Below are 23,994 nucleotides of genomic sequence, written 5' to 3'. Positions count from 1 at the left end.
AATGTTCGGTGCTTCGGTAACTCATTAAATGTTTGTCGTATATGTTTATGAGCCCAAGCGTGGCGCTTGCGCTAGCTGGAGACTGTTTTTTTATTTGCAATATTGTTCTTCAGCTTCCAAAACCATTTCTGCTTTATCTCCCAAAAATATTGCTTTTTTTAGGTCGCTACAGATTTTTTCCTTTTCGGTTTCTGATATTTCAGTTTTCTTTATTGAAGCTAAAACGGTTATTTCACTATTCTTTAATAGTTCTCTGTCTCCATCAAACTCGTGTTTTCTTATCCTTGCAAATGCTCTGTTTGCCAATGCAAACTCCATAAATGGTTCAATTGTCAGTGCTTTGTCAAAGTCTATAATTGCTTCATCAAATTGCATTGCATTTAGTTTCAAAGTTCCTCTCGAAAAATAGGCGTCGGCATATTCGCTATCTAATTCAAGTACTTTATCACAATATTTAATTGCTAATTTTCTGTCTCCATTTTGATTGCTTTCATTACTTTTTTTCATTAGTTGAGCAATTTTTTCAAGGCTTGTATCAGCAATAACTTTTCCGTCTTTAATTGTTACTTTTTCTTTAATTTTTCCGTTTGAATAAAATTTTGTTATAAAGTCAATAGCATTGCCAACCTTGTAATTACTTTGTAATTTTATTTGTCCATTTGGAAAATAAGTTTCCCAAATCCCATCTTCTTTCCCGTTTATTAATTCCCCTTTTTGTTTTAAAGTTCCATCTTCAAAATATTCTTTTTCAAGTCCATTTGGAATTGCATCTGTGTAATGCCTTTCGAGAGATATATTTCCATTTTGAAAATACATTTTTCGAAGTCCTTCAATTTTTCCATTTTTCAAAATTCCTTCGCCTTGAATTTTTCCACTGTAATAATAGTCTATAAATTTCCCAGAGTAAATATCATTGTTATAGTACCAGATTCCATTTTTTCTTTCCATTTGTTTTGAGGATGGAATTTGCTTTATTTCTTCGGGTCTTTTTCTATATTCTTTTGTATAAATAAAAATTGCTCCATCGAATTTCTCAAAACCAAGGTTTTTTAAACTGTCTTTGTTTTTAATTACATTCATATCAGCAATGTCATTTTCTGCAACTTCGTTCCCTCTTTCTGGGTCTTCAAGGATTGTAATTTTATCAACTATATAAACTACGTTTTCAGAGTTGTTTTGTCCAAAACTAGCTAAACCTAAAAGTAAAAATCCAAGTTTAAAAATTATGTTTCTTTTCATATTCTGTTCTTCTAAAATAGTCCCTAAATTATATATTTGTGTGACAAACATCACATTTAATTTCCTTTCAAATATATTAAATAATTCCTACAAAATATAAAATAATTGTTTATTTATTCTTACACAACAGCAATCAATGAAATTGCGTCGTTCCTCGCAAGGACAGAAGTGACCCCAATACCTTAAAATAATATTAAATTAACTCGTTGGGTGAAATTATTAAATTTTTAGAAATAGTAAAATTGAAACGCATAGAATCATAGAAAAAAGAGTTGGATAGCCCAGTTCTTGGGTTCACATAGCTATGATTTACTAAAATCAAGCGAAGCGTCTTAATAAAATTAATAAAAAACTATGATTCTATGTGTTTAAAAAAATTAAATTGAATTACACCCAACGGGTTAAATTATCATCGCCTTTTTCAATTCCCGATATAAAAAAAGTAATTTGGCTTTAGATTTATTACTTTTGACTACTTTTTACTTACAATTATGGACAAGATCAAAATACTTTGGGTCGATGACGAAATCGACTACTTGAAACCGCATATTTTATTTCTGGAAAAGAAAAATTACAGTGTCACCACCTGCAACAACGGTCGTGATGCGATTGATATATTTGAAAATGACAATTTTGATATTGTATTTCTGGACGAAAATATGCCCGGTATGAGCGGCTTGGAAACCCTAGCGGAAATGAAAGAAAAGAAATCTTCGATTCCGATGATTATGATTACCAAGAGCGAAGAAGAGTATATTATGGAGGAAGCCATTGGCTCCAAAATAGCCGATTATTTGATAAAACCCGTCAATCCGAACCAGATTTTGTTGAGTTTGAAGAAAAATTTGGATCATTCCCGATTGATTTCGCAAAAAACGACTTTGGATTATCAGAAAGAATTTCGCAAAATTTCGATGGAAATGGCGATGGTCAATTCCCACGAGGATTGGATAGAATTGTACAAGAAATTGTTGTTTTGGGAACTCGAACTCGAAAACATCGACGATCAAGCGATGATTGAAATTCTGGAATCGCAAAAAGCGGAGGCCAATTCACAATTCGGAAAATTCATCGAGCGCAATTACGAAGATTGGTTTGCTGCGCCTTCTCAGAAAGGATCAAGCAAAACTGCTGTCGATAAACCGACATTTTCGCATAATTTATTCCGGGAATTGGTGGTTCCTGAAATTGTCAAAAAAGACAAGCCCATTTTGTTTGTAGTGATTGACAATTTGCGTTACGACCAATGGAAGGTATTCGAAAACGTGGTTAGCAATCATTACAAATTAGAAAAAGAAGTGCCGTATTACGCTATTTTGCCCACGGCCACTCAGTATGCAAGAAATGCCATTTTCTCTGGTTTGACGCCACTCGAAATGGAAAAACAGTTTCCGCAATACTGGAAAAACGATCCCGAAGAAGGCGGTAAAAACTTGTACGAAGCCGAATTTTTGTCGGCGCAACTCAAACGTTTGGGATTGAATATTGTGCAAGATTATTTTAAAATCACCAATCTTGCAGGCGGAAAAAAACTCGTTGAAGGTTTCAAATCATTAAAAAACAATGACTTAGTTACCGTAGTGTACAATTTTGTAGATATGCTTTCACACGCCAAAACCGAGATGGACGTGGTCAAAGAACTCGCATCAGATGATAAGGCGTATCGGTCATTGACTTTGAGCTGGTTCAAGAATTCGCCTCTTTTAGAAATCATTCAGCAAGCCCAAAAATTGGGTTTCAAATTGATTTTGACCACCGACCACGGAACAATAAACGTGAAAAATCCATCAAAAGTGATTGGAGACAAGAATACGAGCTTGAATCTTCGCTACAAAACAGGTCGTAGTTTGTCCTACGAAAACAAGGATGTATATGCCGTGAAAGAACCTAAAAATATAGGATTACCTACTATAAATATGAGTAGTTCTTATATTTTTGCCAAAAATGATTTGTTTTTGGCTTATGTCAACAATTACAATCATTATGTGAGTTATTATAAAAATACTTATCAACACGGAGGAATTTCGTTGGAAGAAATGATTATTCCGTTTTTGATTTTCAACCCGAAATAATTCAGATCGCAGAAGGCAGATTGCAGAAGGCAGGTTGAAGAAGGCAGAATGCAGGTTGCTGATAGCAGATTTGATTTAAAATAAACTTTGAATAGAATGAATATTATTTTTTCATTAGACGAAATTAATGAAGTTGCGCAGCAAATTATAGCACAAAATCCGAATAAAGTGATCCTTTTTCACGGGGAAATGGGTGTTGGAAAAACCACTTTGATTAAATGTTTAGCTAAGAATCTCGGTGTGGATGGCGCGACAAGCAGTCCGACTTTTTCTTTAGTTAACGAATACCAAACTACTACAAATCAATTGGTTTACCATTTTGATTTTTACCGATTGAAAATTGAGACAGAAGCTTTAGATATGGGTGCTGACGAATATTTTTATTCGGGTCATTGGTGTTTTATCGAATGGGCTGAAAAAATTCCAAATCTTATTCCAGAATCACATTCGGTGATTAGAATCCAATTGTTGCCTGATGGAAAACGTTCTTTGAATTTGTTATAAATTCACACGGTATTGCTTCTAAAAAGTTTTAACCACGAATTTCACAAATTTGCACTAATTTTGAAAGAATGAAAAAAAAATCACACTAATTTCCTCTGTGTTTTTTTACTAAATTTGTTTAATTTAAGTATGATAAAATTCGTGTTTATTCGTGAAATTTGTGGCTTCTTTTTTTTGTTTTTTAAAAGAGAACGCCCTAATAAATTTATTAGGATAATTTTATTTCATTTTTTTTCTGTAAATTGTACCTCTAATTTATTCAAATAATGTCGACATCCCCATTTACAAAGCAGCAATTATTACCTCAAGAAGAAAAATTAGAAATAGCTAGGCATAAAAGCGAGCTCTTCATCGGAATTCCTAAGGAAACAAGCTATCAGGAACGTCGCATTTGCCTAACTCCTGATGCGGTAAATTCCTTGACGTATCAGGGACATCGGGTAATGATTGAAGCGGGTGCCGGAGAAAGTTCGAGTTATTCAGACAAAGAATATGCCCATGCTGGTGCAGAAATCACCAAAGATACCAAGAAAGTATTCGGTTGTCCAATGCTTTTGAAAGTCGAACCACCCAGTTTGGCAGAAATAGAAATGATCAACCCCAAAACGATCATCATTTCGGCCATTCAACTCAAAACCAGAAAGAAGACTTATTTCGAAGCATTAGCCAAGAAGAAAATCACCGCTTTCGCCTTGGAATACATCAAAGATGAAGATGGCTCCTACCCTGCCGTAAAATCCTTGAGTGAAATTGCCGGAACCGCTTCGGTTTTGATTGCTGCTGAATTGATGATTACCAATGAATTTGGCAAAGGATTGCTGTTTGGCAATATTACTGGGGTTCCTCCTACCGATGTAGTCATTTTAGGCGCCGGAACTGTGGGAGAATTTGCTGCAAAAACCGCTATTGGATTGGGAGCCAATGTCAAAGTGTTTGACAACTCCATTCGAAAACTACGTCGTTTGCAAAATAATTTGAACCAAAGAATATTTACGTCCACCATTCAACCCAAATCTTTATTGAAAGCCTTAAGAAGATGTGATGTGGCTATTGGTGCAATGCGAGGCAAAGAACGTTGCCCCGTTATAGTAACCGAAACTATGGTCGAACATATGAAAAAAGGCGCTGTGATTGTCGATGTAAGTATCGATACAGGAGGTTGTTTCGAAACTTCGGAAGTTACTTCGCACGAAAAACCGACTTTTATCAAAAATGATGTTTTGCATTATTGTGTGCCTAATATTCCTTCGCGATATTCTAAAACCGCATCCCTTTCTATTAGCAATATTATCACTCCTTACTTATTGCAAATTGCCGAAGATGGCGGAATTGAAAGCGCCATCCGATGCAATCATGGTCTGAAAAATGGCGTCTATCTCTACCACGGAATCCTGACCAACAATGCCATTAGCGAATGGTTTGACCTTCCTTATAGCGATATTAATTTAATCGTGTTTTAACTAAACTTTCTTTTATCTTTGCCGAAAATTTAATTTATGAAGTTTGCTCATCGTTTTGCTTACTATTTGCTAGGATTGATAATGGGATCCTTTGTGGTTGCAGCTATTTACAGCGGAAAAGATACGCGTTGCAATTATTTCCCCAATGCCCGAGTTTTGAATGATTTGAGAACCAAACCATTTTATTATTCTAATGCCGCTTCACAGGTACTTGCTGAGCAATGGATTGACACTATTGATATCAAAAACACCTTAAAATATGGCGATGTCGATTTTGATCAAAGCAATATTAAAGTAGGAACCGGAAAGCGATATGTAATTGAAGGACAAACCGTTCAAAAGCAAAAAATCAGACTTCAAGTGATTAATTATCCTGAAAAAGCTGTGTTGGATAAGATTGTAAAACAATAATATTTCCTTTTTAGTAAAGATATTGTTTTCTAACTACTATTTTTTATAATAATCTTAGTGTATTATTTATTTTCTAAAATTTGTCCTACAATATTTCCTCGGATTTATCCGGTGCAACTATGTCAGATGCTGTCGTGCTACTATTTTCTAATTTAGCCTCCTTACGCGAATCAAAGGACTGAACATACACCTCTTGTTGTGGAAATGGTATTTCGATACCATTCGTTTTGAATGCAACATCGATAGCTATAATCAAATCATTGCGAACATCATTGCCAAAATTAAAATGTGGCACCCAGTATTTGATCGTAAAATCAATAGCACTATCATTGAATTTAGTTACCCACACCATCGGAGTTGGGTTTTTTAAAACTAATTCGTGTTGATTTAGAACCTCTATTAATATTGATTTTACTTGGTTCAAGTCGGTTCCATATGCCACTCCAAGATCAATTTCATAGCGGCGACGGTTGCTACCCATGGTCCAGTTCACCAGATGTTGACTCAACAGATCACCATTAGGAATTATGACATCGGCTCCATCCCAGGTAGTAATAACGCTGCTACGAATACCTATAGATTTCATTTTACCCATATTTCCTCCAACCTCTACAATATCATCTAAATTTATAGGTTTTTCGAAGGCTATAATCAATCCACTGACCAGATTGTTGATCACGTTTTGCAAACCAAAACCGATACCCACACTCAAGGCGCTTATCATCAAAGCAATTTTATCCATCGGAATTCCAAATGATATGAAGGCGATTAAAACTCCTAAAGTTATTATCGCAATTCGTATTAATAAAAGCCAACTTCCCAAACCTGATTTTGGTGAACCACTACCTATCGTTTTACTTTCTGTTGTCAAAAAAGAAACAATTCGAGCGCTCAATCCCGACATAAATAAAATAAAGAAAAACAAGAAAATACTGTTAAAAGAAAAACTGAATTCGCCAAACTGTTGTTTTTCATAAAAGGCATCCGCAATAGGCTGCATAAAATTTTGAAAGCTATACGTATTTCTACTAAGGAGGACGTACCAACCCAAGCCAAATAATAGATAAATAAACGCAGAGACCTTGAACTCTTTTAATCCCTCCTGCGCATTTAGGATTTCTTCCTCAGATTGTGTAAGGTCTTTTGATAGATTTAAAACATCTAAGCTTAAGCCAAAAGCCCACATCAGTTGATAGGCAATAAATATTGTAAAATAACCATTGGTCATCAGTATCTTACCAAGATTATATGAATCTTTGAATATGCAAATTATAGCGATAAATTCCAAAACGATAAACACAACAATAGCTACAGCAAAACTTTTTTCCTTAATTTCTTTTCCTTCCTTTTTCCGGTTTTTGAGAATAAAAAATCCCAGTACTAGTCCGATAATACTCATCAAAAGTATGAATCGAGATTCACCAGGAGAATACAACAAAAATAAGTTGTCTTGAAAAGAGATGTTGTTCAAAATAAAGAAAGCTATCCAAACATAAAACCAATATTTAACAACAGATTTACGCAGAATAATTGTCAACGCAATGCCACTAATCATCCAAATAAAAGCGTTAAAAACGAAGGGGGGCGTTGGCAAGAAAAATTGAAAAATGGAAATCATTATCAGCAATGATGAGGCAATTGGATAATTTAAAACATGCCCTGGATATTTTAAATCCTCGTACATATTGGCTTTTTTGTATTTACTCCTGATCACTCTTAAGTAAATTACTAGTCCAATTATGAAAATGAACATTACAGTCAAAATCTGTGTTTGATTGGCTATATAAAATACAAACAACAAATAACCTTTAACGAATGAATGCTTGAAATTTTGACCAAGAGAAGAATAACCGTCTTTCGATTGTATTACATCCGACGCTATTGTACTCGTTTTGTCATTTAATGTTTTTCTAGCATTTTTTAAAAAAGCAATATCCGACTCTAAGTCGTATTTAAAAATATTTCCCTTAATTTCAAGTTTTTGAATGCTGTCAATCGCATTTTTAAGATTTGTATTGGCGAGGGCTAAATCTTTTGTAGTCAATGTCATGCGCTGGTAATAGTTCTTTTTAGCTGATTCTTGAACCGGAATTTTATAAAACAGCTCATCAATAGCCATAGAATCTATTTTGCGTTGAATGGAACTAAGAGATTTATTATTTGCAGATATTTTCTCTAGCTGTGATTTTGTTCGTTTTAATAATTCATTCAATAATACTGAGGTCGTGGTCAGATCCCTAACCGTTTGCATCTTGCTTTTATTTTTTATAATTCCAGTGACAGATTGTTCTTTCCATTTGACAAGCAAAGCCAATTCCGAAGTAAATCCCTTATAATCGATACCTTCTTTAAGGATGGTATTAGCCTTTTGAATTTGCTCATTAAGAGCGTTAAACTTACTATTCTGTGCACTCATCAACACATTAAAATCGTAATTCAACTTGTTCTCTTTTAAACTTTCCGAATTTAATAACTGCATCAAGCTATCGAGTTTTTTGCCTGTTGCTGGGTTAGGTTTTTGAACTATTGCATCATTAGTTTGCGAAAAAACTGCAATGGTGCCTAAAAAAAACAGGAAAAAATTAAGTTTTACTATAGATTTTATCATAGTCTCATAGAATTATTTAGTAAAAACAATTGTTTTTCGAAGATATAAAATTTAAATGTAAAACGCTACTTTTAAAAAAGTTGCAATCTGTTCCAATTCTAAGTAAAGTAATTATAGAAGATGAAATATTTCTGCATACCAATCCTAATGCTTGGTATTTTATAATAATTTGGATTTTTTATTTGTTTTTGCAGCACAATTTAATTAACGAAGAATATCGACACATAAAAAACATCCCAGGCAAACCGAATCAATGTGCCTACAACTACTACCAAAAAGAAGATTCGGATAAATTTATTGCCTCTGTTGATGTCAAACAACCTCCGCAGGTAGTACGTAAAGCCAAAATCACCAAAACGCAGCAAAGTGTTCAATTCATATTCACTTTTTTTTACAATTGAAAAGCAGTAACAGAGGTTTAATCTATAAATAGACCAAACAGCAACATTAGTTAGTAATATTAAGGCAACGGGAGTTGAATCACTCCGCCGCCGCGCATAATAAAATCAGTGAACCTTGTTGTCAAAGATTTAAAAAACGAAAAAAATATCTAATCGCTTTGGTTGCTGGTACTCAAATTAGATTCACCTACCTAAGCTATTAAAAAAATACCTAAAAAAAAATAATTAACACCCCTTTAAAAACGAAATGCGATCACGACAATAGTACTTTGATCCTATAGTCTATCTCTGCTCCAATCCTTTTAGTTTAGCTCGCCATTCGTGCAAACTGTTTATCATTAATAATAGTCTAAGAATTAACCCAAAGACCATCGAAATTACCATAATAATTAATGAAGTAGATTGATACGAAATTAATCCAAAGCCAATAAAGAAAAATAGCATACTAAATGAAACTACTACAACTGCTACTTTTTTATGAGTAAATCCAGCAGTTAACAACAAATGATGCAAATGCGATTTATCTGCCATAAATGGAGAGTTTCCACGCTTAATTCTACTCAAATACACTCGTAAAGAATCCAATACCGGAATAGAAAAAAAGGAAACTAGCAGTAAAAATCCGTAAGCATACTCGTTTTGCGCGCTTCCTTGTTCATCCATCAATTTTATGCCTAAGGTCACTAAGATAAAACCCAAAAATAGAGATCCTGCATCGCCCATAAATATCTTTTTTTGGGACAAATTAAACCTTAAAAATCCAATTATGGCACCCATAAAAATCACACTAATTTTGCCTAAAAAATAATCATTAAAATAGATTGAAGCCAACAAAAACATCGTAAATCCCAACAAGGATAATCCCCCAACTAAACCATCTACACCATCCATTAGATTAAAGGCGTTGACCACACCCGTGATTACTAGGATAGTCAATACATATTGTGCCCAAATAGCGATTTCATAAATGCCAAATAATCCAAAAAGAGAAGAAATTCGGATTCCAGAAGAAGCTATAATGAGAGACAACAGCAATTGAATGGCCAACTTATATTTGGCGCTAACATCGTGCTTATCGTCTATAACACCAACGATAAGTAAAACCAATCCTGATGTTATTATGGGTAAATATTCTATTAAAAAAGAGAGTCTATCGCCTGAAATTAGCAACAGCAGCATTACCGAAAAAGTTATCGAAATTCCACCAACTAGCGGCACAGGAGTGCTATGCAGTTTTCGATAATTTGGTTTGTCTACGAGTTTTACTTTCACCGCAATAATTTTTACTATCGGAATAAAAATAAGGGTTAATATCAATGCTAAAGCGCCAAAGGCAAAAAATTCTAAAGTTGTTTTCATATACTTGAAATTTTATTAATTATAACGAAATCAGTACTATCTGTTTTCGTGAAATAAGTTATTGTGTTGTAAATGGGATAACTGAAATTCTTCTAAAAATGAAGTGCTAAGACTTTTTGTTTCGGCAAAGACGCTGCTTTTATTTGCTGCCGAAAGGGCTTCTTTTATCAAAAATTCATACTGTTGGGAAATTGTACTCCAAGTATATCTTCGTAATGCAATAGCTTTCATTTCATTACGTAGATTACCTAAAGTATCTTCTGAAATCGTATTCAATATGTCAATTAATTCTTCGGATGTTGAGAAATAAATCGCCTTATTTTCGGTTGTAGTCCTATTATACGAAACTTTAAAAGCAATGATTGGAAGCCCTAAATACATGGCCTCTACCAAAGAAGGATTGGTTCCACCTGCGGAGTGTCCGTGAATGTTTAAAGACGCATTTCCTCTAATTAAATCTATTTCTCTTTGATTGTAAATGGGGTCAAGGAGGCACAAATTAGTTGCGTTGGCATACTGCTCTTTTAGTTCTTTTCCGTAGACACTATTATTCCAATTTCCCACTAAAACTAATGGCATTCTTGATGTTTTTTCAAAGGCATTCAAAACTAAATGTATATTATTTTCTGGTTCAATTCTGCACACTTTTACAGCATATTCTTGCTTCAAAAATGGATATTTTATAAAATCATTGGCTTCTGGCTTCACTTCCAAGGTGTGATCGGCCCCGTATTCAATCACTCTACTCAAAGTTTCATACCGAAGCGCCGTATAATCCTGAATAGATTCATTGTCGGAGATATCGATATGCGAATATTTGACCGCTAATTTTTCGGCCCACCATAAATAGAGTTTTGCAAGAAGTGGCCATTTGTCTCTTTTCCATTCGATACCGTCAATGGAGATAATAATTTTTTTATTCGTAAAAAACTTTACAAAAGGCAAAATCCAAGCACCTGCAACTCCTAAAACCAACAAGACATCATTTTTCCATAAAGCGTGAAGAATTGAAAGTGTATCATAAGGAATGCTTTGAACGCCGTTTGCATCCAGAGGAAGGTATTTTAACGAAGCCCCTTTGTAGGTTGCAATACGTTCTTCTTTTGTGTATTTATTTTTTGAGCAATAGACCGTGAAATCATATTTCTCGGCTAAATGAGTGAGTAAATGATCTGCCAATGTTTCAAATCCTCCGTATCTTGCTGGTAAACCTACTGTACCAATGATAGCTATTTTCTTCTTTTCCATTTTATTTGTTTATTTTTTATTGACTATGCCAAAAACAATGCTAAAAAGTCAATGTATTGTAAGTCAGTATTTTAATTTTAACTATTTGTTGGTAAATCTCCAAAATTTGGAATATTTTCAATTTTTGGAAAGAATTCTAAAAGATTCCTTTTCGAAATAATCCTCGCTAAAGAATTTACTTTTTTCGTATGCGTATGTACTCATTTGATTGTAAATGGTTTGATTCTGAAGCATTAATTGTAATTTTTCTGAAATAAGATTTATGTTTTTGCTGTCCATTAAAAAACCATTTTTCCTTTCTTCGACCAGTTCTACAACGCCACCTACTGGCGGAACAATCGTAGGTAAACCATAAGCCATCGCTTCAAGGACGGTCAATCCAAAAGTTTCGACCCAGAGGTTGGTATCTGATAAATTCAAAACAACACTCGCTTCCTGATAAAACGGATGCGTGTTGGTTTGGGTTGGATATAATATTAAATTTGTTGGTACAGTTTCATCTTTGAAATAGTTTTCAATTTCAGTTTGAGTAGCATTTGTCACCAGTTTGAAAGTGAACTCTGGATTCATTTGAGCTAATTTCAAAAATTCGTTTACCCCTTTATAAGCTTTCAAAGAACAAATCATCAGAACGATTTTTTCTTTTTTTTCCTTATTCAAATGCATACTAGCTCGTTCTACAAAACTTTCTTCGAGAACATTGTAAAGTACATTTTTTTTAAGGTTTAAAGGTTCTCGCTCCGCTAGAAAATTCGAAACATAAACAACTTCTGTCGCTGTCCATTTTACTACCCCAAAAAGAAAATGTTTCAATATTTTAGGCTTAATCGAAGTCTCGTGAATGTGGTAAATCACTTTGCATCCTTTTAATTTCGCGATAATTCCAGCCCCAAAAGGCAAAACAGTGTTGACATATACGACATCGGCTTTTTCTAAAATAAATAACAATTGAATTGCTAAAATAAACTGGCTTGCAAATAAAAACAGTAATCTCAAAAACTTGTTTTCTACAAAGCGATACCGATAAAAATGATAGTGAACTTTAGGAATATCAGACAAGAAACCTTCTCTTCCGCCGCAAGTATATAAATGGGTTTCTATATTATTTTTTGTCCATCCCTTAAGTAATTGCATCAAAACTTTCGGGCTACCGCTATAATCGTTCAATAAATGTATGGCTATAACTCTCATAATTACAGTTGGTTATAAATATTTTGTAAATGTTCACCGCGGCTATTCCAAGTAAACTTTTCTTCGTATTGCTGCCGGGCTCCAAGGCTCAATTGCTGCAAAAAATTGCTGTCAGCATATAGTTTTAGGAGCGCCTCACCCAATTGATTAATCGTGTATTTATAATCTGATTTGGGGATTTTAATACCACAATTGGAATTAATGTATTGTCCGGGACCTTCATTATCTAAACAAACTACTGGCAAACCAAAAGACAAGGCTTCGGCGACCACCATTCCTGCACCTTCGTGTGATGGAAATAAGAATACCGTGGATTTTTCGTAGATTTTCATCAAATCTTTACGGTCAATCCATTCTATAATTTCTACATACGATTCCACCTCATTATCATAAATTATTTGGTCATAGTATTCTTTTTCAGGACCGGAGCCTACTAGCGTAAGTTTGCAGTTTTTCCTTTGTGAACTGGGTACTGTTTTAATAAATTTTATAAAAGAAAGTAGTGTCAAATCAAATCCTTTTAGTGGAACAAAACGACCAACACTGATAACATTATAAATTATATTTTCAGTTTTGGGATTAACTGCAAAATCTTCAGTAGCAACAGATGGTAAAACAGAAAATGAGGTTTCTTTTAGTTTTAATTTTGAGGGAACTCCCGAATTCATGCACCAAATATGTGCTGCATTTTTTGCTGTATTTTTCAAGGAAAAGGAACAGTTCCAAAAATAATTTTTCACCATCCAAGTAGCCCGATCTTTAATCCAATATTTAGAAGAATACGGTTTAAGATACTGTTTTGGAATCAGCGGATGATGGCCTACAGGACCCCAAACCATTGGTTTATTTAACTTCCATAAAAAACTAGGAGTCCAATCGTTATGAAAATTCACGTTGTGAGTAATATCAAAATTCAAGTTTTGCTTTCGAACAAAATTCACGATTCCTCTTTGCCACATATAATAATACAACATCGCTCCCCGCCCGCCTTTTTTCCAAAAACGAATCCAATACGGCAAATCAAAATACAAAAACATAATGTTGTCATAAACTGAATCTGGATTTTCGAACATATATTTTTCGATGGCCGTTTTGTTATTTTCTCTGGTTACGGCAAAAACTTTGTTGAACCGTGCAATTTGATATACAAAATTCCAACCCATTGCATCTTCTGAACCTTTATAAGGGTTCACAGCATAACAAGTTGCTAAAATAGTTTTGTTAGTCATTGTTTCTATTTTTTAAAAGTTTAGCGGGAACACCCCCAATAATACTGTTCTCGGGAAATGATTTTGTAACCACGCTTCCTGCTGCGATGATGCATCCATTGCCAATTGTTACACCATCTAGGATAGTAACTTTGCTTCCAATCCAGCAATTTTTGCCAATGATGATTCCTTTTCTGGTGACACCTTGATGCCTGATGGCGATTTCAAAATTTTCATAGTTATGATTTTCAGGATGACAACTCAAATATTGGCCTGCGATGCATTCATCTCCAATTTCTAACCCTCCAGCTCCACCCAAATAAGCGAATTCGCCAATACCTACATTGTTTCCAATCACGATTTTATTACCAATATTGTTGATTGAGGTGGATACGATCACTCTGCTAAAGGCACCAATACTCACATTATTACCGAACTGAATTCCATTTTTGCTCAAAGCGGAAACATATACTTGATTGCCTAATCGGAGAAATTTTCCCCAATTGATTTTAGAAATATTAAAAAACGTAACACCTTTACCCAATATCATTCCTTTTGGTTTTCTAAAACAAAAAACAACCTTACATCCTCGAATCAAACCACAGATTTGAATAAAAACAAACTGAAATAAAGCAGCCAAATTCAGAGAGTCATCTAATTCAAAATGTGGATTTCGTAGTTGGATAATTTTTACAATTAGCTTCTTCATTATTTTAAAAGTAAAATGGTTTTCAAAACTTTATTTAGGGTTACTTCAAGTTGAATATTATTGATGGACTGATACACAGAAGAATTACTTTTGGATTGAAGCGACGCAAATAGACGATGATAATCCACTGTTAATTTTTCGATGGTGGCTTTGCTTAGTTCTTTTTTTCTTTTTAAAATGATGTTGGCATCGGCAAAAAGGAAGAAATTAAATTCAGGTTTCAAAAGGAATGTATAGAAAAAAGAAGTCAGTTTTTTAGGCAAAACAATGTTGCTTCTCTTGCTATCATTAATAAAATCAAAATAATAACGATCATAAATTACCACTTTTCCTCTCAAGATGTATTTGAAATACACCACAAATTGCCCAAATAAATAATCAAAGTAATAATACGTAAAGCGAATAAACGAGGACAAAGAACTTTTGTTTTTTCCTTGTCTAGGCAAACCTTCAATTACATCCTGATGTGCTTTTTCTTTGCCTTTGGACCACACACTCAATATGGGTAAAATAGAAGGTCTGTGCCGTAGCACCACCACGGGTTTCCGGAGTTGTTTTTCGATTTTTAAAGCGATATTCTCAATTACGGTCGATTTTCCCGCACCATCAACTCCGCTGAAAGTGATAATAAATCCTCTGTTGAAAATGCTATTTCTCATAATGTCTTTGTAATAATTTATAGTGTTTTTAAGGACTGAAATCCCTTTGTTTTTCGGGTTCTGATTTATGAAATTGAGTACGCTTTCCTTTTTATTTGTAGTGTTTCCAAAATGATTTTGAAGGATTAAATCCAAGGATTCTTGCGAGTTTTGAATGGCTAATTCATAAATCAAGTACTTACTAGGAATTGCGGAATTGTTTAGCGTATAAAACAGTGCGATAAATCGGGCAGTATTGATGGAAGAGGCATTTTTTACACCATATTTGTTTACAATATTGGAAGCAATGATCTGCTTTGCATCCAGAATTTCAAGGTTTTTAACCTTTAATTGCCAGATCAAATCCAATGATAATGAAGTTCCATCATTAAGAAATACTTGAATAGCATTCATAAATGATTTTTTGTTTTCCTTAATTTTAGAAACTAAGGCATGATTTTTTAGATAAGAAACCAGCAACTGGTTTGTTTTTTTATCGACAACCAAATCAATATCCGAATTAATGCTTAATTTTTCTGGAAATCCATGGTTGAATTTTAATGCGGCGTACTCTTGATTTTGCAACAAATCGAACAGATCCATTATAACCAATTCTCTCGCAGATTTCTCTTCCAACATAAATTCGTTCAAGGCTTCGTTCCAAACTTTCAAAAGCCAATCTACTTGTATGTGCCATTGCGGCTGCTCTGAATATAGTTTTAGATAATGAATGCAATTGGTAATTACATACCATTTTAGATAATTCTTTAATTCATTTAAATCATTGTTAAAGAGTTGTTCCAGGAAGTCGCCTTCAGATTCCACAATAATATCCTTGTAAATGGTTTTCCAAGATTTATGATGTACCAAAACGCCTTGTTGGATGATAAAATGGAAATAGTCGAATCCCTTTGGCTTTTCAAAACTCGCCAATTCCCAGTCGTACAAAGCGATTTTTCCATTTCTTATGTACATATTCCATTGGGTAAAATCGCCTTGTGACAGTGTAACATCCACTTTTTCATTTTCAGAAATATTCTCAATCAGGGTATTGATTTTTCGAAGCATATTAGAAGGAATTCGGCTATCATCAATGCTATTAAATTCATTTTTCAAATTTTTGAATAAGCTCCATTGGCCAAGTTTTACTGTTTTCGATTCAATTGAACGCATAGCAAGTAAGGCATTCAAATGACTTGAAGTGCTGGATTTGGATCTTGTTCCATTCTCTGAAACATCCGATAATTGAATAATTTCAGACGAAATTTTGAAAGATTTCGGACTAATAAATCCATCATAAAAACCGTTTATTCTTGCTAAGATCGCGTGTTCCCGGTTGATTAATTCTACCGCACTTGGAGTTGTTGCAATTTTGTAAAAAGAGAAATTTGTGTAAAGGATGGCTTTATTATTTGGACCAATGGTTCCTGTGAATAATGCCCAATCCGTATTGGAATCTAAAATAGTATGGTCATTTTTTGTGGCGTAAACTGATTTTTTACTGAAGACGATTTTTTGTAATCTGAAAATGAAGACCATTTTTATTGCTGTTGCAAACCACCAAGCTCTAGAACTTCCAATGTTATAGAATTTTAGAAACAAAGGAGTGTCACAATTGGCATTCCAAATCCATCTTGGCGAACCATCGGGATTTTTTATAAAAAGCATATCCAAAACAATATCTGTTGTATTATTTCGTGTTGAAGAAACCGAGTAGCCTAGTTTGGCGAATATATTTTCCATTGTAAAAGGTTTTATTTTCGTAACCTATTTACAGAATCGTGCCAAACTTTAAATTATACTGATTATCAAGTAGTTACATTTTTATTTGATTGAAATTATTTCCAAATTTTGGAATAATACTAAATTTTGGAACGGTTTTATACCAAGAGTTCTGGTCTTCTTTTCCTTAAATGTAGTTTTTGTACCGATGTTAAATGGGCATTATTCTTAAATGAAACCGAGAAAATAATCATTTGATAGAACAAAATTCCATAATTGCTTTCCCCAAAAATACCAAATTCAGTAAACGAGTTAATCAAAACTGGTATGAGGATTCCGATCAACATTAAGCGGGTTTCCTTGTTTTCTGAGAAAAAGGCGTGGAAAGTAAAAAACATTTGAAAAATAGCGGTACACAATCCGATAAAGCCCAAATTCATAAGCACTTGCATAAACGTATTGTGAGTCATTTTACCAGGATAGGTATGCACACTTTGAAAAAATTCTTTGTAATCTATTCGCATATATCCAAAACCTAGTAAGGGTTCTCGTGGCAATCCTTCGGTGATCAGGGCTTGCCAAAAAGGCAATCTTCCGGTCAAAGTCAATATTTCTTCCATTCGCTCTTTATCGCCACCTTTGAGAATGATTTGGTTTATAGCAAACGGAATGACCAACAAAACGCCACCGATAATAGCCATTTTCAAACCTTGTTTTTTGGTTTGGTTAATATGGAAAAAGATAATTATCAAAACACCAATCAAGGAAGATCGGGAACCCGTCATAAACAAGGCGTAAAAAATAACCAAGATTTTGATTACGGTCCAAATTTTGTTTTGCTTTCTGTATAAATCAAAAATTAGGCAAGCTACGCCCACTCCTGCAAGCATTCCGAGTTCATTGGGGTTCATCATCACGCCTCCCAAGCGGGCTTCTTCTCCCCCATTTGTCAGCCGGAAAAAAGTGTCGGGATCAATCCACATTCCAACGACAAATACCAATTGCAGCACAAAAACCGAATTGCCCAATAAATGATACAATCGGATGTGGTGACCTTCAAAAAAACTATCTAAAACTTTGATGCTTTTGATAAAAAAATAGGCAAAAACTAAACTTTGAAATGTCATAAACCATTGCAAAATACTGAATCCTGGATTCGTGCTCCAGGTAAATGAGATGAATCCCAAACCCATATAAGCCAAGTAAAACAAAGGCGAAAATATGTTTTTATAGCTCATGGTATTGGCGGCGCCATACCGAATAATTTTGAAATAAATACCAATCGAAGAAAGCATCAAGCCCAATCTGCCCACTACTTTGATGGCTCGTGTGATGTTGATATTTTCACTCCAAGTAAAAAAACAGGCCACCATCAATAGTAAAATAATAAACAGATAATTGTCTATTTTTTTTAAAAAAGCATCGTGATTAGTCGTCGTTGAATTCATTAGATAGTGTATAAATCGGTGTTAAACTGTGCAATCAATTTTTTCCAATTGTAATTTTGTTCTACCATTTGGATTGCATTTTCTTGCATTTTTTTGAATGCCGCTGGATTTTCCCAAATCGAATACATTTTTTGCATCGCGTCATCAAGTTGGGAACTACTCTGAGAATAAATCGTAATACCGGCCTTGCTATTGACTATTTGCGTACCAATATTAGTAGCATCGGTAACAATACAAGGTTTTCCGAAGCTAGCTGCTTCAATAACCGATAATGGTAGTCCTTCGTTTCTTGAGGGATGAACAAAGACATCTATTTTTTGAAGTATTTCTTCTTTTTCGGCAGCATATTTACTTCCCAAAAGTATAATGTTTTTCTCTAGTGATTTTGATTTAATTTGTTGTTCTAAAATGACTTTTTCCTTGCTGTCCCCTACGATCCAGAGCCGCGCTTCGGGTTGGATTTTTTTGAAACTTGCAAATGCTTTTAGCAATGTGTCAAGACCTTTGGTATAAATATCCAATCGCCCAATAAAGCCAAAAACGATACTTGGATTAGCCGTATTTTCGATGGTTATTGTTTTATCATTTTCATATCCATAAGGCAATAAAATTGCTTTTTTGTTATCGAAAATCTTCTTTAATCCATTCACTTCACTTTTGCCAATGCAATGAATTTTTGAAGTTCTACTGAGTAATTTTTTCTCAAAAAGCGAGAAATAGAATTTCTTAATCCAAGAGCTACGCTGCATTGCAATGGTGTTGTAAGCACCGTGAGGCGTTAAAACAAAACTAATTTGGTGTTGATGCATCAATTTTGACAAGGAATAAAAAACGGGAATCCAACCACCGTGTAGGTGAAAAACAGCTTTGTCTTTTTTATCGATAATAGCTAATTTTAGTTCTTCAGAAATAGCAAAAGGATTGCGCTGTTTCAAAAACAATTGGGTTTCAAAATTGCGTTCCCCATAATTATCTTCTTGATCGTTAGTTATGCCCCAAACGGCGGCTTTTTTGCCAAAATGAACCTGTTTCGTAACCAATTGAAAGACTACTTTATTTACGCCATTCATTCTTTCAGGATTGGCTTTTCCGAGAACTATATGAATTATTTCCATAATAAAAATTGATTTTTTTTAAGTTGACTTTGCCAATACAAAATCATGATTATTTGATTGATAATAAGTCCCGAAACTGCTCCGTAAAGGCCGGAATATTTCAACAGGAAGTGAAAAGAAAGGATAGAAAACGCAAATGAAAGTAGGTATCCAATAAAGAAAATTTTGTTTAGCACCATTACTCTTACCGCTATTCTTACAGGATAACTTAGAAATATAAAGAAGTACAAAATTGAAATTATCTTGACAACATAAGCGTAGTTTTGGTATTGCTCCCCTCCAGCCAGCACAATAATTTCTGTGGAAAAAAGGAACAAAATCGAAAGGAAAATTCCGAAAAAGGTTGCTCCATACACCGTTATTTCCATCAAATACTTTTTAGCCTTGGTAGCATTTTCATTAAATAGTAGCGCCACTTTTGGTAAAAAATAATTCTCTACAGTAGCCAAACAGATATTGATTACTCCAAAAAAAGATTGCACCAAACGAAGGGCTCCTAATGCCTCAATTCCCAAGTATATTCCGGAAACTAAAACAAAGAAATTGTTGGAGGACCATTGTAATACCGCAGTACTGATCAACCATTTTCCCTGAAGAATATGGCTTTGAGCAAAGCCTTTCCACGAAACTGGTTTTTGGTAATTTTTGACAATAAAAAACAAACCCGGAAGTGATGAGATTATATTTGAAATCCCAATGATCCATAATGTGTTTGTCAATGAGATATCATTTTTTATAAAATAAAAGAATAGTACAACTAACAGCAAAAACATAATATCAATGATGATTACCATAAGAATTTGACCAATTCCCAAGAGCAATTTTCTAAAAAAATCTTGCACAAGGTAACCCACTGTAAAATACAAGAATGCGTTGGTTAGTTGATTATAATCTATAGAAATGGGTATAAAAAATGCAATTAATTTGACCAATAGAATCAAAACAAACATCAGAGCCATTTGTCCTAAGAATAAAAACATGTAGTACTCTTTTTTTTGCAAAACTTTCCCAATCGAGACCTGAAAAGGTTGAATGATTAAAGCATTAGTAATACTCATACCTAAGTACGTAAAGAGAACAATACTAGAAAATATTCCAAAGCTTTTGATGTCTAGTTTTTGGGCCAAAAAAAGAGTTAGCAAAAAATTTGTTCCACTAAATAGCGCTTGGTCAAAAAAGACCAAAACAGAGGGTGAAAACAGTATTTTTTTAATAGAATTCATCATCTAACAACTTGATTTTTTAGTGTATTTATTCCATATTTTTTTGATTTCGACCAATACATTAGGGTTGTAACCTGCTCTATTGAGCACAAACCAAACATTAGGTAATTTAAATTCATCTTTCAACAATTCCATTTTGATTATTGTTTTTTCGGCCGTTTTTCGACTATCTAAAACAATTAAATTTTGGGTTGCCAAACTCATAAAAAGCAAAGCCAATTTGTCCTCTTTGATGGATTGATTGTGTAGGACACACAATTCATAATTCTCCATTTTCTGCTGAATTTCATTTTGAAATACAGATTGGGTATAACTCAAGTATTTTGGATTAGAAAAGTTAAGATAATCCTGAGCATCAAATCCGCCCTCTAATTGTCCTGTGGCATCAATAACCAAAACTTTTCTGCCTTGATTTATGAACCCTTCGACCAAATTTTTAGAATGAAATAAATGATCTTTGGCTTGGTCATAGGAACTAATTACTAGAATGCTTTGCTCTTGTAACATACCTTTCAATTCCATTTGAATCGCTTCTTTTAGAAAATTTTCTTTTATATTTTCATTTTGTTTGATAAACGGTGTCGATAAAGCTATAGGAATGGTGCTATTTTTCTCGATGGTAAACTCATCATTTACTTTTGCTTTACCAAAATGCACCAAATAAATAATAAGAATAGACCCGAACATTCCCAAAATGGCAGCCACAACAATTATTATGGAACGAATGGGTGAAACTGGTGTTTGTGACACATCGGCTGGGGTGATTATTTTATGAAAAGCAATTTTAGCTGATCGGGCTATTTCTGCGTCAATTCTTTTAGAGTTCAAAAAGTTATAATTCGTTTCATAGAGGCTAAATTCTCTGTTAAGAATCGTTAATTCTTTTTCTTTTTCGGGTAAACCTACAAATGCTTTTTCAGATTCTGCAATATCATTCGAAAGCCCATTGTATTTTATTTGCAAATTCTTTTCGGTGTTTTTAATACTTTCTACTTGGTAGTCGATTAAGTCTTTGAGCTTGGCATCGATGATTTTTACTTTTTCGTCTTCGGGTGTATAGGTAAGCAGCAAATCTTTTTTATCGGCTTGTAATTTCTTCATATTTTTAACCATTTCAGTCGAAAGCAAATCGGTAAATGCTTCGAAATTTGGAGCCAAATCCAAATAGTTTTTTTTACCCGAAGCGATGTATTTATTCAACTCTTTGATGGCTTCAAGATTCATTTTTATGTTGGTTTGCTCAATTTTGAGCTGAGAAATCTTGCGCAGATCGGTTTCGGTTTCTTGTCGGATGTTGACAATATTTTTCTTATCTCTAAAATTTTGAATATTATTTTCAGAGGCCGACAATTTTTTATTGGAAGAGTTTATCTCTTCTTTTAAAAAATCAACAGTGGTGTTTGCTGCTTTAAATTTGCTTTCGATATAATCCTTTATGTACATCTCGGCCAATTTGTTTACAAAAAGGGCTGCTTTTTCGGGTACATTACTTTTTAAATTGATTCGAATAACAGGAACATCTTTATCGACCGGAACAATATCAAGATCTTTATTGATTTTGCCTAGTAATTTTTGAGTACTTAGGAACTCAATTTCATAACTATCAATAATTTTAGCATCATTTTTGGATTGAATATAGGGTTCGTTTAAACTGACCAAAAGTGTTCCTCCTTCTATTTTTAAAGGTTTTCCGAATATGGCTTGAATTCCTTTTTTAGCATCTGGATAAAAAAATTGGTATTCCTTTTTCGAAATCACATTCAAACCATAGCGTTTGTCTAATGCTTTTTCGGTTTGAAAAGTGCCTTCAATAGTAATGGGAGAATTTCCGAATAATTCAACTGTACGAATATCCCCTTTTCTATAAATTTCTTTGTCGAAAGGCAATTCGGCAATGGTTTTTTCCATCAATTTGGAGGATTTTAAAACCTCTATTTCAGTCGCTATTTTATTGGCGGTTGCAAAAACATCTAGATCTTTGAACAGATTAGCGCTAGGAACACCTTCTTCGGTATCGGCCAATTTTAGTTTTGCTGTGCTTTCATACATTGGAGTCACATAACTCAGATATTTTTTTGCTGACAAAACCGCCAAAACCATTACTAGAATAATGATTGGAAATCCTCTAAAAAGGGGTTTGAGTATTCTAAGATTATCATTCATATCGTTACTTATTTAGAATAATCCAATTACAATCGAAGCAGCAGTAATAGCTGTTGTAAAAGGAATTATTACTGAAATTCTTTTATCAAATTCTTTGTTCTTTTTTGACGGTACAATTACTACATCGCCCGGATGAAGGATAACATTGGTGTTCAAAATATCAGCATCTGTAGTCAAGTCTAGATTGGTAACCCTAACATTTTCACCTTCTTGTCTTAAGATTTTAACGCATTTGAGATTGGCATAGGAATCAATACCACCCGCTTTGCTTATGATTTGCAAAAGAGTTACATTGTCAGTATCTACTTTAATAGCATTTGGCGACTTTACTTCTCCGAGAACAGTAATTTCTTTATTGAGTACTTTAATATCAAGAATTGGATTTACCAACCATTTTTTTAGATCCATTTTAATTTCCTCTTTTAGTTCAGGAACCGTCTTATTTAAGACATTTTTTGTACCTATTTTAGGAACTTCTATATTCCCATAAGCATCTACCATCAGCCATTTTCCATAGACCTCATTGGAATTGTAAATACCATAAGTCGAGCCTACACTCAAATTGTCTTCACCCCAAACTGAGATGGAAATTTTATCATCTTTTCTGATTTTATATTGATAACTGGCATCATACATAAAAGTAGATTGATCATTGGTTGCTGTTTTGCTCTCGTATATATTTTGTGTTTTGCACGAAGCAAAAAGAATCGAAATGAGCAGTAATTTCAAAATTATTTTCATTGTAGTATATTTTAGGGGCTATATAAAAATTAAAAAAAGAACAGCAAACGCTGGATAAAGTTGGGATTCGATTTTCTTAATTCTTGTTTAACCAAGATAATTTTATCAATGATAAGTACCATTTTATCACTTACTTTATTGTCTTTGACGATATAGTCGAAAGCACCGTATTTCAATGCATCAACTGCGGTTTTTATCGTTTCTTGACCGGAAACCATCACTACATAAATATTCGGATTATATCGTTTTATTTTTTTTAAAACTTCAAATCCAGTGATGTCTTCCATATTGTGATCTAAGAAAATGATGTCAGGATTCTGGTTTAGATTGCTTAAACAATCTGTTCCGTTACTGAAATAGGTAATGTCGTTGTACCCCATGTTTTTTAAATCATGTTGATACATGCTAGCGCAAAAAGTGTCGTCGTCAACGATAAAAAATTTGAACTGATTTTGATTTTCCATAATTAATATATTTTATAAAAATGGATATGCCAAAGTCAAGCCAAAAATTTAAAGTATTTATTATCAAGCA

19 protein-coding genes are annotated in these 23,994 nt (G+C 33.7%); 5 read left to right on the top strand and 14 right to left on the bottom strand.

The genetic code is table 11. From position 1 onward, the window contains the following. Positions 1 to 90: 90 nt before the first annotated feature. The gene (locus E1750_RS01555; RefSeq protein WP_165697992.1) at positions 91 to 1,239 is read right to left on the bottom strand and encodes a toxin-antitoxin system YwqK family antitoxin; all 1,149 of its coding nucleotides are present in this window, start codon (positions 1,237 to 1,239) and stop codon (positions 91 to 93) included. Between the two features lie 491 nt (positions 1,240 to 1,730). Here E1750_RS01555 and porX point away from each other — a divergent pair, with 491 nt between their 5' ends. The 4 genes from porX (at position 1,731) to E1750_RS01535 (ending at position 5,686) form a co-directional block, all read left to right on the top strand. Then, entirely contained in the window at positions 1,731 to 3,311 is a 1,581-nt protein-coding gene (gene porX / locus E1750_RS01550; RefSeq protein WP_133275066.1) for a T9SS response regulator signal transducer PorX, read from the top strand. Between the two features lie 96 nt (positions 3,312 to 3,407). After that, the gene (gene tsaE, locus E1750_RS01545) at positions 3,408 to 3,815 is read left to right on the top strand and encodes a tRNA (adenosine(37)-N6)-threonylcarbamoyltransferase complex ATPase subunit type 1 TsaE (protein ID WP_133275065.1); all 408 of its coding nucleotides are present in this window, start codon (positions 3,408 to 3,410) and stop codon (positions 3,813 to 3,815) included. A 266-nt stretch (positions 3,816 to 4,081) separates the two neighbouring features. After that, positions 4,082 to 5,275, top strand: a complete 1,194-nt coding sequence (locus E1750_RS01540; RefSeq protein ID WP_133275064.1) for an alanine dehydrogenase — start codon at positions 4,082 to 4,084, stop codon at positions 5,273 to 5,275. Positions 5,276 to 5,311: 36 nt separating this feature from the next. Beyond that, positions 5,312 to 5,686 carry a DUF4258 domain-containing protein gene (locus E1750_RS01535; protein WP_133275063.1) on the top strand — a complete coding sequence of 125 codons (375 nt, stop codon included), beginning with the start codon at positions 5,312 to 5,314 and terminating at the stop codon, positions 5,684 to 5,686. An 85-nt stretch (positions 5,687 to 5,771) separates the two neighbouring features. Here the strand turns inward: E1750_RS01535 and E1750_RS01530 are convergent, their stop codons facing one another. After that, positions 5,772 to 8,294, bottom strand: a complete 2,523-nt coding sequence (locus tag E1750_RS01530; RefSeq protein ID WP_133275062.1) for a mechanosensitive ion channel family protein — start codon at positions 8,292 to 8,294, stop codon at positions 5,772 to 5,774. Positions 8,295 to 8,374: 80 nt separating this feature from the next. Between E1750_RS01530 and E1750_RS17685 the strand changes: the two genes are divergently transcribed. Further along, entirely contained in the window at positions 8,375 to 8,695 is a 321-nt protein-coding gene (locus tag E1750_RS17685) for a hypothetical protein (protein WP_165697991.1), read from the top strand. Between the two features lie 282 nt (positions 8,696 to 8,977). On the opposite strand, the gene E1750_RS01525 is transcribed toward E1750_RS17685, so the two are convergent. From E1750_RS01525 to E1750_RS01470, 12 genes are all read right to left on the bottom strand, one after another. Next, positions 8,978 to 10,054, bottom strand: coding sequence for a glycosyltransferase family 4 protein (locus E1750_RS01525; protein ID WP_133275061.1), 1,077 nt, complete (start codon positions 10,052 to 10,054; stop codon positions 8,978 to 8,980). A gap of 36 nt (positions 10,055 to 10,090) precedes the next feature. Next, positions 10,091 to 11,302, bottom strand: a complete 1,212-nt coding sequence (locus tag E1750_RS01520; RefSeq protein WP_133275060.1) for a DUF1972 domain-containing protein — start codon at positions 11,300 to 11,302, stop codon at positions 10,091 to 10,093. Between the two features lie 117 nt (positions 11,303 to 11,419). Then, on the bottom strand, positions 11,420 to 12,493 hold the full coding sequence (locus tag E1750_RS01515; protein ID WP_133275059.1) for a glycosyltransferase family 4 protein: 1,074 nt from the start codon (positions 12,491 to 12,493) through the stop codon (positions 11,420 to 11,422). Positions 12,494 to 12,495: 2 nt separating this feature from the next. Beyond that, entirely contained in the window at positions 12,496 to 13,722 is a 1,227-nt protein-coding gene (locus E1750_RS01510) for a glycosyltransferase family 4 protein (protein ID WP_133275058.1), read from the bottom strand. Beyond that, entirely contained in the window at positions 13,715 to 14,410 is a 696-nt protein-coding gene (locus E1750_RS17975) for an acyltransferase (RefSeq protein WP_133275057.1), read from the bottom strand. Before E1750_RS17975 ends, E1750_RS01510 begins: the two co-directional genes overlap by 8 nt. Then, positions 14,410 to 16,791 carry a nucleoside/nucleotide kinase family protein gene (locus E1750_RS01500; RefSeq protein WP_133275056.1) on the bottom strand — a complete coding sequence of 794 codons (2,382 nt, stop codon included), beginning with the start codon at positions 16,789 to 16,791 and terminating at the stop codon, positions 14,410 to 14,412. The genes E1750_RS17975 and E1750_RS01500 overlap by 1 nt, the downstream gene beginning before the upstream one ends. Before the next feature lie 137 nt (positions 16,792 to 16,928). After that, the gene (locus E1750_RS01495; protein ID WP_133275055.1) at positions 16,929 to 18,218 is read right to left on the bottom strand and encodes an O-antigen ligase family protein; all 1,290 of its coding nucleotides are present in this window, start codon (positions 18,216 to 18,218) and stop codon (positions 16,929 to 16,931) included. Beyond that, positions 18,218 to 19,333, bottom strand: a complete 1,116-nt coding sequence (locus E1750_RS01490) for a glycosyltransferase family 4 protein (protein ID WP_133275054.1) — start codon at positions 19,331 to 19,333, stop codon at positions 18,218 to 18,220. The genes E1750_RS01495 and E1750_RS01490 overlap by 1 nt, the downstream gene beginning before the upstream one ends. Next, a complete protein-coding gene (locus E1750_RS01485; RefSeq protein ID WP_133275053.1) occupies positions 19,324 to 20,559 on the bottom strand; it encodes a lipopolysaccharide biosynthesis protein in 1,236 nt (411 codons plus the stop codon). The genes E1750_RS01490 and E1750_RS01485 overlap by 10 nt, the downstream gene beginning before the upstream one ends. Beyond that, positions 20,560 to 22,719 (bottom strand): GumC family protein, encoded by a 2,160-nt coding sequence (locus tag E1750_RS01480; RefSeq protein ID WP_133275052.1) that lies wholly within the window; start codon positions 22,717 to 22,719, stop codon positions 20,560 to 20,562. It abuts the gene before it with no gap. 12 nt (positions 22,720 to 22,731) lie between these two features. Further along, a complete protein-coding gene (locus E1750_RS01475) occupies positions 22,732 to 23,460 on the bottom strand; it encodes a polysaccharide biosynthesis/export family protein (RefSeq protein ID WP_133275051.1) in 729 nt (242 codons plus the stop codon). A gap of 29 nt (positions 23,461 to 23,489) precedes the next feature. Next, positions 23,490 to 23,924: a response regulator gene (locus tag E1750_RS01470; RefSeq protein WP_133275050.1), complete on the bottom strand. Its 435-nt coding sequence runs from the start codon at positions 23,922 to 23,924 to the stop codon at positions 23,490 to 23,492. Between the last annotated feature and the right edge of the window lie 70 nt (positions 23,925 to 23,994).

The sequence above is a fragment of the Flavobacterium nackdongense genome (genome assembly GCF_004355225.1).
Classification (GTDB): domain Bacteria; phylum Bacteroidota; class Bacteroidia; order Flavobacteriales; family Flavobacteriaceae; genus Flavobacterium; species Flavobacterium nackdongense.
This window is presented reverse-complemented; position numbering and strand designations above follow the sequence as displayed.

Coding starts and splice junctions, on each gene's coding strand:
- E1750_RS01555 (WP_165697992.1), bottom strand. CDS start 1,239: ATGAAAAGAAACATAATTTTTAAACTTGGATTTTTACTTTTAGGTTTA.
- porX (WP_133275066.1), top strand. CDS start 1,731: ATGGACAAGATCAAAATACTTTGGGTCGATGACGAAATCGACTACTTG.
- tsaE (WP_133275065.1), top strand. CDS start 3,408: ATGAATATTATTTTTTCATTAGACGAAATTAATGAAGTTGCGCAGCAA.
- E1750_RS01540 (WP_133275064.1), top strand. CDS start 4,082: ATGTCGACATCCCCATTTACAAAGCAGCAATTATTACCTCAAGAAGAA.
- E1750_RS01535 (WP_133275063.1), top strand. CDS start 5,312: ATGAAGTTTGCTCATCGTTTTGCTTACTATTTGCTAGGATTGATAATG.
- E1750_RS01530 (WP_133275062.1), bottom strand. CDS start 8,294: ATGATAAAATCTATAGTAAAACTTAATTTTTTCCTGTTTTTTTTAGGC.
- E1750_RS01525 (WP_133275061.1), bottom strand. CDS start 10,054: ATGAAAACAACTTTAGAATTTTTTGCCTTTGGCGCTTTAGCATTGATA.
- E1750_RS01520 (WP_133275060.1), bottom strand. CDS start 11,302: ATGGAAAAGAAGAAAATAGCTATCATTGGTACAGTAGGTTTACCAGCA.
- E1750_RS01515 (WP_133275059.1), bottom strand. CDS start 12,493: ATGAGAGTTATAGCCATACATTTATTGAACGATTATAGCGGTAGCCCG.
- E1750_RS01510 (WP_133275058.1), bottom strand. CDS start 13,722: ATGACTAACAAAACTATTTTAGCAACTTGTTATGCTGTGAACCCTTAT.
- E1750_RS17975 (WP_133275057.1), bottom strand. CDS start 14,410: ATGAAGAAGCTAATTGTAAAAATTATCCAACTACGAAATCCACATTTT.
- E1750_RS01500 (WP_133275056.1), bottom strand. CDS start 16,791: ATGGAAAATATATTCGCCAAACTAGGCTACTCGGTTTCTTCAACACGA.
- E1750_RS01495 (WP_133275055.1), bottom strand. CDS start 18,218: ATGAATTCAACGACGACTAATCACGATGCTTTTTTAAAAAAAATAGAC.
- E1750_RS01490 (WP_133275054.1), bottom strand. CDS start 19,333: ATGGAAATAATTCATATAGTTCTCGGAAAAGCCAATCCTGAAAGAATG.
- E1750_RS01485 (WP_133275053.1), bottom strand. CDS start 20,559: ATGATGAATTCTATTAAAAAAATACTGTTTTCACCCTCTGTTTTGGTC.
- E1750_RS01480 (WP_133275052.1), bottom strand. CDS start 22,719: ATGAATGATAATCTTAGAATACTCAAACCCCTTTTTAGAGGATTTCCA.
- E1750_RS01475 (WP_133275051.1), bottom strand. CDS start 23,460: ATGAAAATAATTTTGAAATTACTGCTCATTTCGATTCTTTTTGCTTCG.
- E1750_RS01470 (WP_133275050.1), bottom strand. CDS start 23,924: ATGGAAAATCAAAATCAGTTCAAATTTTTTATCGTTGACGACGACACT.